12 protein-coding genes are annotated in these 14,106 nt (G+C 64.1%); 9 read left to right on the forward strand and 3 right to left on the reverse strand.

Annotation, left to right across the window (positions count from 1 at the left end):
• The first annotated feature begins 179 nt into the window (after positions 1-179).
• The 9 genes from DK391_RS15130 to DK391_RS15170 all read left to right on the forward strand — a co-directional run bounded on the left by DK391_RS15130 (position 180) and on the right by DK391_RS15170 (position 9,821).
• The gene (locus tag DK391_RS15130; protein WP_109478780.1) at positions 180-926 is read left to right on the forward strand and encodes an AzlC family ABC transporter permease; all 747 of its coding nucleotides are present in this window, start codon (positions 180-182) and stop codon (positions 924-926) included.
• Positions 923-1,246, forward strand: coding sequence for an AzlD domain-containing protein (locus tag DK391_RS15135; protein WP_109478781.1), 324 nt, complete (start codon positions 923-925; stop codon positions 1,244-1,246). The genes DK391_RS15130 and DK391_RS15135 overlap by 4 nt, the downstream gene beginning before the upstream one ends.
• 227 nt (positions 1,247-1,473) lie before the next feature.
• A complete protein-coding gene (locus DK391_RS15140) occupies positions 1,474-2,667 on the forward strand; it encodes a phosphoglycerate kinase (RefSeq protein WP_109478782.1) in 1,194 nt (397 codons plus the stop codon).
• Positions 2,668-3,143: 476 nt separating this feature from the next.
• Positions 3,144-4,580: a pyruvate kinase gene (gene pyk / locus DK391_RS15145; protein WP_109478831.1), complete on the forward strand. Its 1,437-nt coding sequence runs from the start codon at positions 3,144-3,146 to the stop codon at positions 4,578-4,580.
• 241 nt (positions 4,581-4,821) lie between these two features.
• Positions 4,822-5,886: a class II fructose-bisphosphate aldolase gene (gene fba / locus DK391_RS15150; protein ID WP_109478783.1), complete on the forward strand. Its 1,065-nt coding sequence runs from the start codon at positions 4,822-4,824 to the stop codon at positions 5,884-5,886.
• A 165-nt stretch (positions 5,887-6,051) separates the two neighbouring features.
• Complete coding sequence (locus DK391_RS15155; RefSeq protein WP_109478784.1) at positions 6,052-6,942, forward strand: phosphoribosylaminoimidazolesuccinocarboxamide synthase; 891 nt, start codon at positions 6,052-6,054, stop codon at positions 6,940-6,942.
• A 25-nt stretch (positions 6,943-6,967) separates the two neighbouring features.
• A complete protein-coding gene (purE, locus tag DK391_RS15160) occupies positions 6,968-7,483 on the forward strand; it encodes a 5-(carboxyamino)imidazole ribonucleotide mutase (protein WP_109478785.1) in 516 nt (171 codons plus the stop codon).
• 74 nt (positions 7,484-7,557) lie between these two features.
• A complete protein-coding gene (locus tag DK391_RS15165) occupies positions 7,558-8,766 on the forward strand; it encodes a 5-(carboxyamino)imidazole ribonucleotide synthase (RefSeq protein WP_109478786.1) in 1,209 nt (402 codons plus the stop codon).
• An 11-nt stretch (positions 8,767-8,777) separates the two neighbouring features.
• The gene (locus DK391_RS15170) at positions 8,778-9,821 is read left to right on the forward strand and encodes an L-threonylcarbamoyladenylate synthase (protein ID WP_109478787.1); all 1,044 of its coding nucleotides are present in this window, start codon (positions 8,778-8,780) and stop codon (positions 9,819-9,821) included.
• 107 nt (positions 9,822-9,928) lie between these two features.
• Here the strand turns inward: DK391_RS15170 and DK391_RS15175 are convergent, their stop codons facing one another.
• The 3 genes from DK391_RS15175 to dacB all read right to left on the reverse strand — a co-directional run bounded on the left by DK391_RS15175 (position 9,929) and on the right by dacB (position 14,027).
• Positions 9,929-11,122 (reverse strand): SGNH/GDSL hydrolase family protein, encoded by a 1,194-nt coding sequence (locus tag DK391_RS15175; protein ID WP_109478788.1) that lies wholly within the window; start codon positions 11,120-11,122, stop codon positions 9,929-9,931.
• A 125-nt stretch (positions 11,123-11,247) separates the two neighbouring features.
• Complete coding sequence (locus tag DK391_RS15180) at positions 11,248-12,168, reverse strand: sterol desaturase family protein (protein WP_109478789.1); 921 nt, start codon at positions 12,166-12,168, stop codon at positions 11,248-11,250.
• A gap of 197 nt (positions 12,169-12,365) precedes the next feature.
• On the reverse strand, positions 12,366-14,027 hold the full coding sequence (gene dacB, locus DK391_RS15185; protein ID WP_109478790.1) for a D-alanyl-D-alanine carboxypeptidase/D-alanyl-D-alanine-endopeptidase: 1,662 nt from the start codon (positions 14,025-14,027) through the stop codon (positions 12,366-12,368).
• Positions 14,028-14,106: the final 79 nt, after the last annotated feature.

Genomic DNA, 14,106 nt, shown 5'->3' on the forward strand with positions numbered 1-14,106 from the left:
CACGCGGCGAAAAGCGTTATTTTAGCGTCATTTGCACAATCGACGGGCATTCGCGGGCACCCCGGACGCTATAATCCGGCGGTCGCTGAAAACTAACCGGATGCGCCAGCGGCTGCTTCACGATCTGGCGCTGACCTCCTGCCATCGTGGCGTCCGTCGCGCCGCGCTGCATTCGCCTCATGCTCGCTCGCTTGTCCGATCTCGACCGCCGCGCCTTTCGTGATGGCGCGCGCGCGTACTCGCCAACCCTGATGGCGATCTTCTCCTGGGGCCTCGTGACGGGCATCGCGATGAGCAAATCGGTGATGACCGTGCCGCAATCGCTCGCGATGTCGCTGCTGGTCTACGCCGGTTCGTCGCAACTGGCCGTGCTGCCGCTGATGCTCGCCAAGCTGCCCGTCTGGACCATTCTGCTCACGGCCGCGATGGTCAACACGCGCTTCGTGATCTTCAGCGTCGGGCTCGCACCGCACTTTTCCTATCTGCCGTTGCACCGGCGCCTGCTGGTCGGCTATTTCAACGGCGACGTCATCTATCTGCTGTTCCAGAAGAAAGGCTTCCAGCCCGGCTACGTGCCCGGCAAGGAAGCGTATTTCTGGGGCATGGCTGTCTCCAGCTGGCTGTCGTGGCAGGTCTCGTCGATCATCGGCATCCTGCTCGCCAGCCTGTTTCCCGATAACTGGGGCTTGTCGCTTGCCGGCACGCTCGCGCTGATCCCGGTAATGGTGTCGGCGATTTCGTCGCGCTCCACCTTGGCGGCTGTCAGCGTCGCGGGCGTCGTTTCTCTTATTGCGTTCGATCTGCCGTACCGGCTGGCGCTGCCGCTCGCCGTCATCACGGCCATTGTCGCCGGCACCGCCGCCGACGCGATGGTCGAGCGGGCCGACCTGCGACGCATCCGCAACCGCACGGAGAACCCGCGATGACTACGCTGCAGATCTGGCTTGCGATCATCGGCATGACGTTTGTCACAGCGCTGACACGCGCACTGTTTCTGATCGGGGGTGAGCGCTCGGTGCTGCCGGAGCGCGCGCAACGGATGCTGCGCTATGCGCCCGCTGCGGCGCTCGCGGCTGTCGTCGTGCCGGACGTGCTGATGACGGACAGCGGTGTGTCGGTCGCGCTGTCGAATCACGAGCTGTACGGCACGCTTGCGGGCGTCGCGTGGTTTCTGTGGCGGCGCACGATGCTCGGCACGATCGTCGTCGGGATGCTGGTGTTCACCGCGCTGAGGCTGATTTTCTGAGGGTCTTGTCAGGGTGCAGGCGAACGCGCGTGCGTATGTTGCGCTGCAATATCGCGCAACGCCCGCTGTGACCGGCAAATACTGGGATTCGCTCGGACAGGCTTAGATCGGGGTGACGATCGGTTAAAATAGTCGTCTCCCGGAATTTGCGCGAAGCCGCCGGCACCGTTCGTGAGAGGCCGTTCGCGCAGCGTCCGCACCGCCTTCCAATCAACCGCATATCAATCATGAAACAGGTATTGCGTCTCTCCGATCTGATCGCCGAAGGCAAGCTATCCGGCAAACGCGTGTTCATCCGCGCCGACCTGAACGTGCCGCAGGACGACGCCGGCAACATCACCGAAGACACCCGCATCCGTGCCTCCGTGCCCGCCATCAAGTCCGCGCTGGACGCGGGCGCGGCCGTCATGGTCACGTCGCACCTGGGTCGCCCGACGGAAGGCGACTTCAAGCCCGAAGACTCGCTCGCGCCCGTCGCGAAGCGTCTGGCCGAACTGCTCGGCCGCGATGTGCCGCTGGTGCAGAACTGGGTTGAAAACGGCGTGAACGTCGCGCCGGGCCAGGTCGTGCTGCTCGAAAACTGCCGCGTGAACAAGGGCGAAAAGAAGGATTCCGACGAGCTCGCGCAGAAAATGGCGAAGCTCTGCGACGTCTACGTGAACGACGCGTTCGGCACCGCGCACCGCGCGGAAGCCACCACGCACGGCATCGCGAAGTACGCGCCGGTCGCGTGCGCGGGCCCGCTGCTCGCGGCTGAACTGGAAGCGCTCGGCAAGGCGCTCGGCGCACCGAAGCGCCCGCTGGTGGCGATCGTCGCGGGTTCGAAGGTGTCGACCAAGCTGACCATTCTCAAGTCGCTGGCCGACAAGGTCGATCAGCTGATCGTCGGTGGCGGCATTGCGAATACGTTCATGCTGGCTGCGGGCCTGAAGATCGGCAAGTCGCTGGCCGAAGCGGATCTCGTCGAAGAAGCGAAGGCGATCATCGAATCGGCGAAGGCGCGCGGTGCATCGGTGCCGATTCCGTCGGATGTCGTGACGGCCAAGGCGTTCTCGCCGACGGCAGAAGCCACCGTCAAGAAAGTCGCGGACGTCGAAGACGACGACATGATCCTCGATATCGGCCCGGATACGGCCAAGGCCCTGGCCGGCCAGCTGGAAAAGGCCGGCACGGTGGTCTGGAACGGCCCGGTCGGCGTGTTCGAATTCGACCAGTTCGGAAACGGCACGAAGACGCTCGCTGAAGCGATCGCCAAGTCGTCGGCGTACTCGATTGCAGGCGGCGGCGACACGCTTGCGGCCATCGCCAAGTACGGCATCCACGACAAGGTGAGCTATATCTCGACGGGCGGCGGGGCATTCCTCGAGTTCCTCGAAGGGAAGAAGCTCCCGGCAGTCGCAGTGCTGGAATCGCGGGCCTGATAATGGCGACGCGCTCCCCGAACAAGCCTCAGAAGACGCGCAACGCGTCGCGCACGGCAGCGACAGGGGAGCGCGCAGCGCGCTCCGCGCAAGCGCTGCAACCCGAGGCCGCAGCACAGGCGGCCTCGCAAATTTCCGCTAACGCGCCAGTGGCACAGACCGCAGCCGTTACCGACGACATGAATACCGAACTGGCTGTACTCGATGTCGCGCAACAAGACGCGGCTGATACGGCAGAAGGTTCAACCGCGACGGTGTCTCTCGCCTCAAACACCGAAGCCGATGCATCTGGACTCACGGCGCAAGAAGCGCCGCGGGCGGCAGATATCGCAGCAGTCCCCCACGATTCGACGCCGGGCCTTCAGGGTTCGAAGGGAACGAACGGCGCACCACCCCATGTAGCATCTGTCGTTGCGCAGCCTCCGCATCCGACTCCCAACGTTCATCCCAGCGATCTCATCCAGACGAGGAGACTCATGCATCGCGCCACCAAGATTGTCGCAACCATCGGACCCGCCTCCAGCACGCAGGAAATCCTGCTGCAGATGATTCAGGCAGGCGCCGACGTGGTGCGTCTCAACTTCTCGCACGGCACCGCCGACGATCATCGTCAGCGCGCGGAGTTCGTGCGTGAAGCGGCCCGGCAGGCAGGCCGCGAGGTTGGCATCATGGCCGACCTGCAAGGCCCGAAGATTCGTGTCGGTAAATTTGAAAACGGCAAGACCACGCTCGTTCCCGGCAACACCTTTATCCTCGACGCCGAATGCGAACTCGGCAACGACGACCGCGTCGGTCTCGACTACAAGGATCTGCCGCGCGACCTGAAACCGGGCGACACGCTGCTGCTCAACGACGGCCTGATCGTGCTGAACGTCGCGCGCGTGATCGGCAGCGAGATTCACACCGTTGTGAAGATCGGTGGCGACCTGTCGAACAACAAGGGCATCAACCGCCAGGGCGGCGGTCTGACGGCGCCGGCGCTGACCGCGAAGGACATGGAAGATATCCGCACGGCGATGTCGCTGGGCGCGGATTACGTGGCCGTGTCGTTCCCGAAGAACGCGACGGACATGGAAATGGCGCGCCAGCTCGCGAATATCGCGGGCGCGCCGTTCGGCATCAAGCCGAAGATGATCGCGAAGATCGAGCGCGCTGAAGCGATTCCGGCGCTGCAAGGCATTCTCGACGCATCGGACGGCATCATGGTCGCGCGCGGCGACCTCGCCGTCGAAGTCGGCAATGCGGCGGTGCCCGCGCTGCAAAAGCGCATGATCAAGATGGCGCGCGATGCGAACAAGTTCGTCATCACGGCCACGCAGATGATGGAATCGATGATCCACGCGCCCGTGCCGACGCGCGCGGAAGTGTCGGACGTCGCGAACGCGGTGCTGGACGGCACGGATGCCGTGATGTTGTCGGCGGAATCGGCAGCGGGCAAGTACCCGGTGCAGACCATCGAAACGATGGCTGCCATCTGTATCGAAGCCGAAAAGTCCGAGCACGTCGAACTGGACCGCGATTTCCTCGACCGCACGTTCACGCGCATCGACCAGTCGATCGCGATGGGCGCGCTGTTCACCGCTTACCATCTGGGCGCCAAGGCGATCGTCGCGCTGACGGAATCGGGCTCGACGGCGCTGTGGATGTCGCGTCACTGGACGCACGTGCCCATCTTCGCGCTCACGCCGCGTACAGGCAGCGAGCGCGCGATGGCGATCTACCGCAACGTCACGTCGCTGCATCTCGACACCAGCAGTGACCGCGATGTCGCGCTGGCGCAGGCGCTCGAAGTGGTGGTCGGCAAGGGTTACGCGGCGCGCGGCGACATGGTCGTGCTGACGGTCGGCGAGCCGATGGGCCAGGCAGGCGGCACGAACACGCTGAAGATCGTGCGTGTTGGAGAGCCGGTCTGAGTCTGGGCGCAGCAACAAGATGAGCCAGCCATGACCCGCTGAAGCAGCGTGTCATAGCAAGCCGGAAACGGCGAACCGCAACGGCACGCGTGAAGCAGAGTGCCGTGTCCCGCCAAGAGAGGCGGCGCACCGAGTTTGGGAGAGTGCGCTCGGGACACGGTCTGCTTCACGGTAAAATTGCACAAAAGTGCACAAATAGATGCCGTCGGCACAGATTTCGTTTCAATCTATGGAGTAATCAATGCCTCTCGTATCAATGCGTCAACTGCTGGACCATGCCGCTGAACACGGTTATGGCCTTCCGGCATTCAACGTAAACAATCTGGAGCAGGTGCAGGCCATCATGGCAGCGGCCGATCAGGTCAATGCCCCGGTGATCATGCAGGCGTCGGCAGGCGCGCGTAAGTACGCGGGCGAGCCGTTCCTGCGCCATCTGATCGAAGCGGCAGTCGAGTCGTATCCGCACATCCCCGTGGTGATGCACCAGGATCACGGCCAGTCGCCGGCAGTCTGTATGGCCGCGATCCGCAGCGGTTTCACGAGCGTGATGATGGACGGTTCGCTCGAAGCCGACGGCAAGACGGTGGCGTCGTACGAATACAACGTCGATGTGTCGCGCAAGGTCGTGGAAGCAGCGCACTCGATCGGCGTGACGGTTGAAGCGGAACTGGGCGTGCTCGGTTCGCTCGAAACGCTGATGGGCGACAAGGAAGACGGCCACGGCGCGGAAGGTACGATGACGCGCGAGCAACTGCTGACCGACGTCGAGCAGGCAGCAGACTTCGTCAAGCTGACGCAATGCGACGCACTGGCGATCGCCATCGGCACGTCGCACGGCGCGTACAAGTTTTCGAAGAAGCCGACGGGCGATATCCTGTCGATTCAACGCATTCGCGAGATCCACGAACGCATTCCGAACACGCACCTGGTGATGCACGGTTCGTCGTCGGTGCCGCAGGAACTGCTGGCCGAGATCCGCGAGTTCGGCGGCGACATGAAGGAAACGTACGGCGTGCCCGTCGAGGAAATCCAGACGGGCATCAAGTTCGGCGTGCGCAAGATCAACATCGACACCGATCTGCGTCTGGCCATCACGGGCGCGATCCGCCGCTACATGGCGCAAAATCCGTCGAAGTTCGATCCGCGCGACTACCTGAAGCCGGCTCGCGAAGCCGCGAAGAAGGTCTGCGTGGACCGTTACCTGGCGTTCGGCTGCGAAGGCCAGGCGTCGAAGATCAAGCCGGTCTCGCTGGACAAGATCGCTGAGAAGTACAAGTCGGGCGAGCTCGCACAAGTCGTTCGCTAAGCGGCGCCGGGTGCCATCCGGCGCCCGTTTGCACGCTGTTCGCGTAGTACGCACCTGGCTATCCGGCCAGGTTGTCGTCAGATCGCCGTTCCCGCAATATCGGGGGAACGGCGTTTCCCTTTTCTTCCGGGCAGTTTTTTTGCCCCATTTTTGTGAATCACGACGATGTCTACCCTCTACGAATCCACGCTCCGCTCGCTGCCGCTGCTCGGCCGCGGCAAGGTCCGCGACAACTACGCGGTGGGCAACGACCAGCTGCTGATCGTCACGACGGACCGCTTGTCCGCGTTCGACGTCATCATGGGCGAGCCGATTCCGAGTAAAGGGCGCGTGCTGAACCAGATGGCGAATTTCTGGTTCGACAAGCTCAAGCACGTCGTGCCGAACCATCTGACGGGCGTCGCGCCGGAAACGGTTGTCGCGCCTGACGAAGTCGAGCAGGTGAAGGGCCGCGCGGTCGTGGTCAAGCGCCTCGAACCGATTCTCGTCGAAGCCGTGGTGCGCGGCTATCTGGCCGGTAGCGGCTGGAAGGACTATCAGGCAACGGGCGCCGTGTGCGGTGTGCAACTGCCCGAAGGCCTGCAGAACGCGCAGAAGCTGCCCGAGCCGATCTTCACGCCGGCAGCCAAGGCCGAGATGGGTCATCACGACGAAAACATCACGTTTGATGAGATGGAACGCCGCATCGGCACCGAACTGTCGGCGACGATCCGCGACATCTCCATCCGTCTGTACAAGGAAGCGGCCGATTACGCAGCCACGCGCGGCATCATCATCGCTGACACGAAGTTCGAGTTCGGTCTGGACGACAAGGGCCAGCTGTATCTGATGGACGAAGCGCTGACGGCCGATTCGTCGCGTTTCTGGCCGGCGGATCAGTATCAGGTCGGCACCAACCCGCCGTCGTTTGACAAGCAGTTCGTGCGCGACTGGCTCGAAACCCAGCCGTGGAAGAAAGAACCGCCCGCGCCGAAGCTGCCGGACGAAGTCGTCACGAAGACGGCTGAAAAGTATCAGGAAGCGCTGGAGCGCCTGACGGGTCAGAAGCTGGCTTAAGCGCGGCGCATACGGAACAAGCAAGATGAGTGAAGTTCAAGCACATACGCATAACGCGCCCGTCGTCGGCGTGCTGATGGGTTCCAGCTCCGACTGGGACGTGATGAAGAACGCGGTCGCGATCCTGCAGGAATTCGGCGTGCCGTACGAAGCGAAGGTCGTGTCCGCTCACCGCATGCCGGACGAAATGTTCGCCTATGCTGAGAGTGCGCGCGAGCGCGGCATCCGCGCGATCATCGCGGGCGCGGGCGGTGCGGCGCATCTGCCGGGCATGCTCGCCGCGAAGACGACGGTGCCCGTGCTGGGCGTGCCTGTCGCCAGCAAGTATCTGAAGGGTGTCGATTCGCTGCATTCGATCGTGCAGATGCCCAAGGGCGTGCCCGTCGCGACATTTGCGATTGGCGAAGCGGGCGCGGCGAACGCAGCGCTGTTTGCAGTCTCGCTGTTGAGCGGCACGTCGCCGGAATATGCGGAGAAGCTCGCCGCGTTCCGCGTGCGCCAGAATCAGGCGGCACACGCCATGACGCTGCCGCCGCTGTAAAGCGCAGAAGTCCAACTCCGCAGTTCAATGTATTACCCGGCCGATCCCCACATCGGCCGCGACCGACCACCAAGATGAATCCAGACAACACTCCGGTATCACCGATTTTGCCCGGCGCATGGCTCGGCATGGTTGGTGGCGGCCAGCTCGGCCGCATGTTCTGCTTCGCCGCGCAGGCGATGGGCTATCGCGTCGCCGTGCTTGATCCGGACGAAACCAGTCCGGCGGGCGCCGTCGCGGACCGCCATCTGCGCGCTGCCTACGACGACGAAGCGGCCCTCACCGAACTCGCGCGGTTGTGCGCGGCGGTGTCGACCGAGTTCGAGAACGTGCCGGCTGCGAGCCTCGATTTTCTGGCGCGCACGACCTTCGTCAGCCCGGCTGGACGTTGCGTCGCTGTGGCGCAGGACCGCATTGCAGAGAAGCGGTTTATCGCGTCGTCGGGTGTACCGGTCGCGCCGCATGTCGTGATCGAATCGTCGGATGCGCTCGCCACCATCAGCGATAGCGCGCTCGAAGCCGTGCTGCCCGGCATCCTGAAGACGGCGCGCATGGGCTACGACGGTAAGGGCCAGGTGCGAGTGGGTAACGCGACCGAAGTGCGCGCGGCGCATGCGTCGCTGGGCGGCGTTGCATGTGTGCTGGAGAAGCGCCTGCCGCTCAAGTTCGAAGTATCGGCGCTGATCGCGCGCGGCGCGACGGGCTGCTCGGCCGTGTATCCGCTGGCGCAGAACACGCACCGCAACGGCGTGCTGTCGCATACCATCGTGCCCGCGCCCGACGCGAGCGCGACGCTCGTCGAGCAGGCGCAGCAGGCCGCGCTGCAGATCGCGGACAAGCTGGGGTATGTCGGCGTGCTGTGCGTCGAGTTCTTCATTCTCGAAGACGGCTCGCTGGTCGCGAACGAAATGGCGCCGCGCCCGCACAACTCCGGCCACTACACCGTGGATGCGTGCGCGACGAGCCAGTTCGAACAGCAGGTGCGCGCAATGACGGGCATGCCGCTCGGCGACACGCGCCAGCATTCGCCCGCCGTGATGCTGAACATCCTCGGCGACGTGTGGTTCCCGGTGAACGCGAAGGGCGACAAGCCAACGGCCGCTATCACGCCGCCGTGGCACGAAGTCGCGGCGATGCCCGAAGCGCGTCTGCATCTGTATGGCAAGGAAGATGCGCGTGCCGGCCGCAAGATGGGGCACGTCAACTTCACGGCCGCGACGCTCGAGCAGGCCCGCATGGCCGCACGCGACTGCGCCCGTCTGCTGCATATTCCGACGAGCTGAGCGCGACCCGTATGCCGGATCAAACGAAACCTGCCGACATGGTGTCGGGCGTCGGTGCTGACGAGATCGCGCGCGCTGCGGCGTTGCTCGACGCAGGGCAACTCGTCGCGTTTCCTACTGAGACGGTCTATGGGCTGGGCGGCGACGCCGAAAGCCCTGACGCCGTCGCGCGCATTTATGCGGCGAAGGGCAGGCCGGCGAATCATCCCGTGATCGTGCATCTGGCGCCCGGCGGCGATCCGAAGTATTGGGTCGAGCAATTGCCGTCGGACGCACAGCGGCTGATCGATGCGTTCTGGCCGGGTCCGCTCACGTTGATTCTCAAACGCGCCGCACATATCCCTGCAGCCGTGAGCGGTGGTCAGGATTCCGTGGGACTGCGGTGTCCGTCGCATCCCGTCGCGCAGGCATTGCTGACCGCGTTCAGCGCGTTGCGCAATGGACATGGCGGTGTTGCGGCGCCTTCGGCGAACCGCTTCGGTCACGTCAGCCCCACCACCGCACAACACGTGCGCGACGAATTCGGCGACGCGATTCATGTGCTCGACGGCGGATCGTCGGATGTGGGTATCGAATCGACCATCGTCGATCTGTCGCGTGGGTTTCCGGCGCTGCTGAGGCCCGGCCACGTGACGCCGCAGGACATCGCCGATGTGCTCGGCGAAATGCCGCGTCTGCCCGATGGTTCGGATGCGAGCGCACCGCGCGCTTCCGGCACGCTGAAGGCGCACTACGCGCCGCGCACGCCGCTCGCGTTGCAGCCGTTCGATGTGCTCGAACCGCTGCTGGCCGCGCGAGCGCCTGGCGAACGAGTTGCGCTGGTGGCGCGTGTCTCGCGTGCAGGGCGTTGGGCGGAGGCGGAAGGCGTCCATTTCGTCGCCGCGCCCGAAGATCCGCATGCGTATGCGCGCGATCTGTACGGTTTGCTGCGCGCGCTGGATCGCGCGAACGTCTCGCGGATCCTGATCGAAAAGTTGCCGGATACGATCGAATGGATCGCCGTCAATGACCGGTTAGGCCGCGCGGCGGCGGCGTTCGAAGCACAGGACGCCTGACGCGCACCTCACACCGCGCGCAGTCGCAACGCAGACGCATCAAAACAAAAAGCCCGGCTCGTCAGAGCCGGGCTTTTTCGCATCGGGCGACGCGAGGGAAAGGCGAATTACTTGCCCAGACCCGTCGCCGCAATCTTGCCTTCGACGAACGTTGCGAACGCAGCGTGTGCGTGCGTCGTCGGGTGGATCGTGTCGGCGAACACATACGACTGGTCTGCGCCCGCAACCGTCAGCGTGTTCGGCGAGCAGAACAGCGACGACGCGAATTGCTGGCCGTACTGCGCAGCGGTCAAACCGTTCGTCAGCACGGCGGGATTCGCCGTCGCGTAAGCCGTTGCATTCGCGGCCATCTGCGTGATGTTGCAGGCCGTGCCCGTCGTGTTGCTGAAGCCTTGCGCCGACGGATTAGCGAGCAGCGGCGTGAGCCAGTCGGACGTCGAGACGTAGATCACCTTGCTCGTCAGTCCGCCTGCTGCCAGCGCCTGTTGCAGCACGCCGTTATAGGTCGCGACGATGCCCGAAATGATCGTAGGCACCTGCGCCGAACCCGTCTGCGCGACAAGCTGCGCAGCCAGCGGTGTCTTGCCGATATCGGGCACGTCCATCACGACCACGTGCGTCGCACCCTTTGCGAGGATCGTGCCGATCTGTTGCGCGAGCGTCTGCGCCATCGGGCCGACCGTCGTGAGTGCGACCGACTGCACGTACTGGGAAGCGTGTGCCGGATCGGCCGCGACGTCGGCAGAGATCGTCGCCAGCATCGTCGACAGGTTCTGGATGATGTCGTTGGCGCCGCCGTTGATCAGGACCAGCTGATTCGAATTGAAGCTGCCGTGATCGGTCAGGTATTGCTGGATCTGCTGCGTAACGGGCCACGTGGTTGCCGCCTGGCTATTCGGCGCATAGCCGTTGCCGTCGACGCGCGACACATCCGAGCCGCCCTGCGCATAGCCAAAGCCACCGTTCGCCGCGAGCGGCTTGCCGAAGCCGCCCACGAACGCCGGCGTCAGCGTGCCGCCGTAGTATTCGGCGATCTTCTGCGTCCACACCTCACCGGGGTTCGTCGTGAAGCGGCCACCGCCGAAGCTCGATGTGATCACAGGCGAATACGTGCCGGCATCCGACAGGCTGTCCCCGAACGACACCACCTGCAGGTTGACGCCGCCCGCCGGCGTGTTGCTGGCGCTGTTATTGTTGCTGCTGCCGCCGCCCCCGCACGCGACGAGTGCGGCGAAGGCCGCGCACGCGACTGCAATGCGCGCAAAACGCACGACGCCAGTATTGTTCGATGCTTGCTTCATAAGGTCCTTATCTCCTCGTATGTACTCGGCCTTGTGCGATGTGTCGCGTGAGCCATGTGTTGCAGACCGCGCCCCCGCACCAACGTGGCGACAGCTTGCAAAGCCTTCCCTGCCTGCGGCCGCTTCTATGCAGCCGCGTTGTTGTTCTGTTGCGCGCTTTCGACGGTGTCGTGTGCAGCCTGAGCGTCGCGCAAGCTCGCGTGATACTGCGCGGCCCATGCGGGCGGCGCGAACAGAGCGCTCAGCCGGTTGCGCAAGCCACGCACCCGACCGAAGTCCTGTGCCATCGACGCCCATTCGTGAAACGTCGCCTTCAGCGGGTTATACGTATGAAGCGGCTCGACGATGCCATACACGGGCGGCTCGTTCGCGTCTTCATCGACATAGCTGCCGAACAGCCGGTCCCAGATCACCAGCACGCCGGCATAGTTGCGGTCGATATAACGGTCGTTGCGCGCGTGATGTACACGGTGAATCGACGGCGTGTTCAGCACGTATTCGAGCCAGCCGAGCTTGCCGATGGACTGCGTATGCACGAAGAACTGAAAGCCCAGATTGATCAGCACCACGCCGACAATCTGCTTCGGCGGAAAGCCCAGAAACGCGAGCGGAATCCAGAACACCCACATGCCCGCGACGGGGTACATCAGGCTCTGCCGGAATGCCGTCGAGAAGTTCATCCGTTCCGACGAGTGATGCACGACATGCGCAGCCCACAACCAGCGCACGCGATGGCTGCAACGGTGAAAAACGTAGTAGAGCAGATCCTGCGCGACGAACAGCACGGCGAACGAAAGCCATCCAGCATGCCAATCGAGCAGCCGGTAGTGCTCGTAGCAATACGCATAGACGGGAATGACGAACAGCCACGCGAGCTTGTCGGCGCCCTGATGCATCAGCGCGAGTGCCGTATTGCACAACGTGTCGCGCCAGCTGTACATGCGCGCTTCGGGTTGCGTGCGCCGCGCGTGCCACGCTTCCCAGCCGATGCACGCGAGAAAGACCGGCGCCATGGCGAGCAGGAGCAATTCGGCATCGAATTGCATTGACGTCTCCCTCCGAGGGTCCCTGCGGCTTCCTCGAGGGAAGCCGGCATTGTCGTTATTGTTTGAATGCGGCGCTGTCGTGCATGCGGTGCGCGTCTCGCGCACCGTCACGCATGTTTGTCTGCACCTTTTTCATACTGCCCGATAGCGTACAACGCCTCGCGGCGCGCCGCGCACCGCTTCGATAGAAGGAATCCTCAGTGCGCGCCGCGGCGCTGAGGGTTTTTCCTGATTTTGCGGCGCGGTTCATCGGATGCTTCTGCGGCGGCAGGAACGGCCGTGCTGGCAAGCATCGCCGACGGTCCCTGGTAGACCCATTCGAGCAGTTCGTCATGCGCGGCGCGCGCGGCTTCCGCATGCGGATCGTTGATCAGGCTGACGACCACATAGCTCTGTCCATCGGCCGATGCGACATAGCCCGCGATCGCGCGCACGTCGCGCAGCGTGCCCGTCTTGATGTGTGCGTTGCCGTTGACGGGCTTCGACGTCAGCCGGTTGCGCATCGTGCCGTCCACGCCGACCACGGGCAGCGAATCGACGAACACCTGCGCGACCGGGCTGGCGTTCGCGGCCTGCAAGAGATCGGCAAGCGAGAGCGCAGTGATGTGCTCGTCGCGAGAAAGGCCCGAGCCGTTGTCGAGGCTGAGATATTCCATGGGCATCGCGCTGCGATGCAGGAACGATTCGATCACGTCAGCCGACTTCGCGGGTGTCGCGGGCGGCTTCGTCATGGCTGCGCCGATCGTCAGGAACAGATTGCGCGCCATGGTGTTGTTGCTGAACTTGTTGATGTCGTGAACGATGTCCGCGAGCATCGGGCCTTGATGGGTCGCGACGAGTTTCGCGTCGACGGGCACGGCGCCTTCGCGCGTCGTGCCGTTGAACGTGCCGCCTGTCTGCTGCCACAGCGCGAGGAAGCCGCCCGCGAAGAATTGCGTGTGATCGAGCACGGCCACGTTGACGGTGCGCTCGCCGCAGCGAAGCGGATAGTCGCCGATAAACGATGCATTGACCACGCCGTTCGCCGCTGGTGTGACAGCGGGCGTCACGAGTTCGCCGCGGCACGGTCCGCGCGTCGCGCGCAGTTCGTTGTCGATCTGCAGTTGCGCGAGTGCGGGCAGCACGTCGATCTGCACCTTGCCGTCCTCGGATGGCGACATCGTGAACGACAGCGACTTGAACGCATACAGCAGCGGGTCGGGGCCGACGTTATAGGGCGAATTGACGTCGCTGTCGAACGCGGGCAGATCGCGCGTGGACGGATCGAAGAAGCGCTTGTCGAGCACCAGTGCGCCATCGATGCCTGTGATGCCCGCCTTGTGAATCTTCTGGACGAGATCGATCAGCTCTTCGGGTACGAGCTTCGGATCGCCCGTGCCCTGGATGTACAGATTGCCGTGCAGCACGCCGTTGCCGTCGATATTGTCCTGCGCCCACGCCGTGGTCTTCCACCGGTAGTCGGGGCCGAGCAGCGACAGACCGGAGTAGGTCGTGACGAGCTTCATCGTCGAGGCGGGCATCATCGGCTTGCCGGCGTTCAGTGCGAGCACGGGCGTACGGTCGCCGACCTTTTCGACCACCACGCTGATCGACGACAGCGGCACATGTGCGCGCTGCAAGCCGGCCATCACGGCAGGCGGCAACACCGTGCTTACGTTGACGGCGGGCTGCTGGGTTTTTTTGCGCGCTTCGGCAGGCATGGCGACGGCAAGTGCGGCGCAGGCGAACAGCACGGCAGCGGCACGCGCTTTAGCGCTCAGCCCAGCCGCCGGTTCTGCTCGGGCCGAGGTCAGCGGTTTGAAACGGCGCCCGAGCGAGCAGGCATACGACGAGGCGAGTGAAACGAAAGCGAGCGGCATGTACGGGCAGAGTCGGCGGTGAAATCGCGGCGAGGAAAGGCAAATGCAAGCACGATGGGACGCGGGCAAAACCCGTCGC

The sequence above is a fragment of the Paraburkholderia sp. C35 genome (assembly GCF_003121405.1).
Classification (GTDB): domain Bacteria; phylum Pseudomonadota; class Gammaproteobacteria; order Burkholderiales; family Burkholderiaceae; genus Paraburkholderia.

Excerpts from the sequence above, each read along its gene's own strand:
- DK391_RS15130 (WP_109478780.1), top strand. The coding sequence starts at position 180 with ATGCTCGCTCGCTTGTCCGATCTCGACCGCCGCGCCTTTCGTGATGGC.
- DK391_RS15135 (WP_109478781.1), top strand. The coding sequence starts at position 923 with ATGACTACGCTGCAGATCTGGCTTGCGATCATCGGCATGACGTTTGTC.
- DK391_RS15140 (WP_109478782.1), top strand. The coding sequence starts at position 1,474 with ATGAAACAGGTATTGCGTCTCTCCGATCTGATCGCCGAAGGCAAGCTA.
- pyk (WP_109478831.1), top strand. The coding sequence starts at position 3,144 with ATGCATCGCGCCACCAAGATTGTCGCAACCATCGGACCCGCCTCCAGC.
- fba (WP_109478783.1), top strand. The coding sequence starts at position 4,822 with ATGCCTCTCGTATCAATGCGTCAACTGCTGGACCATGCCGCTGAACAC.
- DK391_RS15155 (WP_109478784.1), top strand. The coding sequence starts at position 6,052 with ATGTCTACCCTCTACGAATCCACGCTCCGCTCGCTGCCGCTGCTCGGC.
- purE (WP_109478785.1), top strand. The coding sequence starts at position 6,968 with ATGAGTGAAGTTCAAGCACATACGCATAACGCGCCCGTCGTCGGCGTG.
- DK391_RS15165 (WP_109478786.1), top strand. The coding sequence starts at position 7,558 with ATGAATCCAGACAACACTCCGGTATCACCGATTTTGCCCGGCGCATGG.
- DK391_RS15170 (WP_109478787.1), top strand. The coding sequence starts at position 8,778 with ATGCCGGATCAAACGAAACCTGCCGACATGGTGTCGGGCGTCGGTGCT.
- DK391_RS15175 (WP_109478788.1), bottom strand. The coding sequence starts at position 11,122 with ATGAAGCAAGCATCGAACAATACTGGCGTCGTGCGTTTTGCGCGCATT.
- DK391_RS15180 (WP_109478789.1), bottom strand. The coding sequence starts at position 12,168 with ATGCAATTCGATGCCGAATTGCTCCTGCTCGCCATGGCGCCGGTCTTT.
- dacB (WP_109478790.1), bottom strand. The coding sequence starts at position 14,027 with ATGCCGCTCGCTTTCGTTTCACTCGCCTCGTCGTATGCCTGCTCGCTC.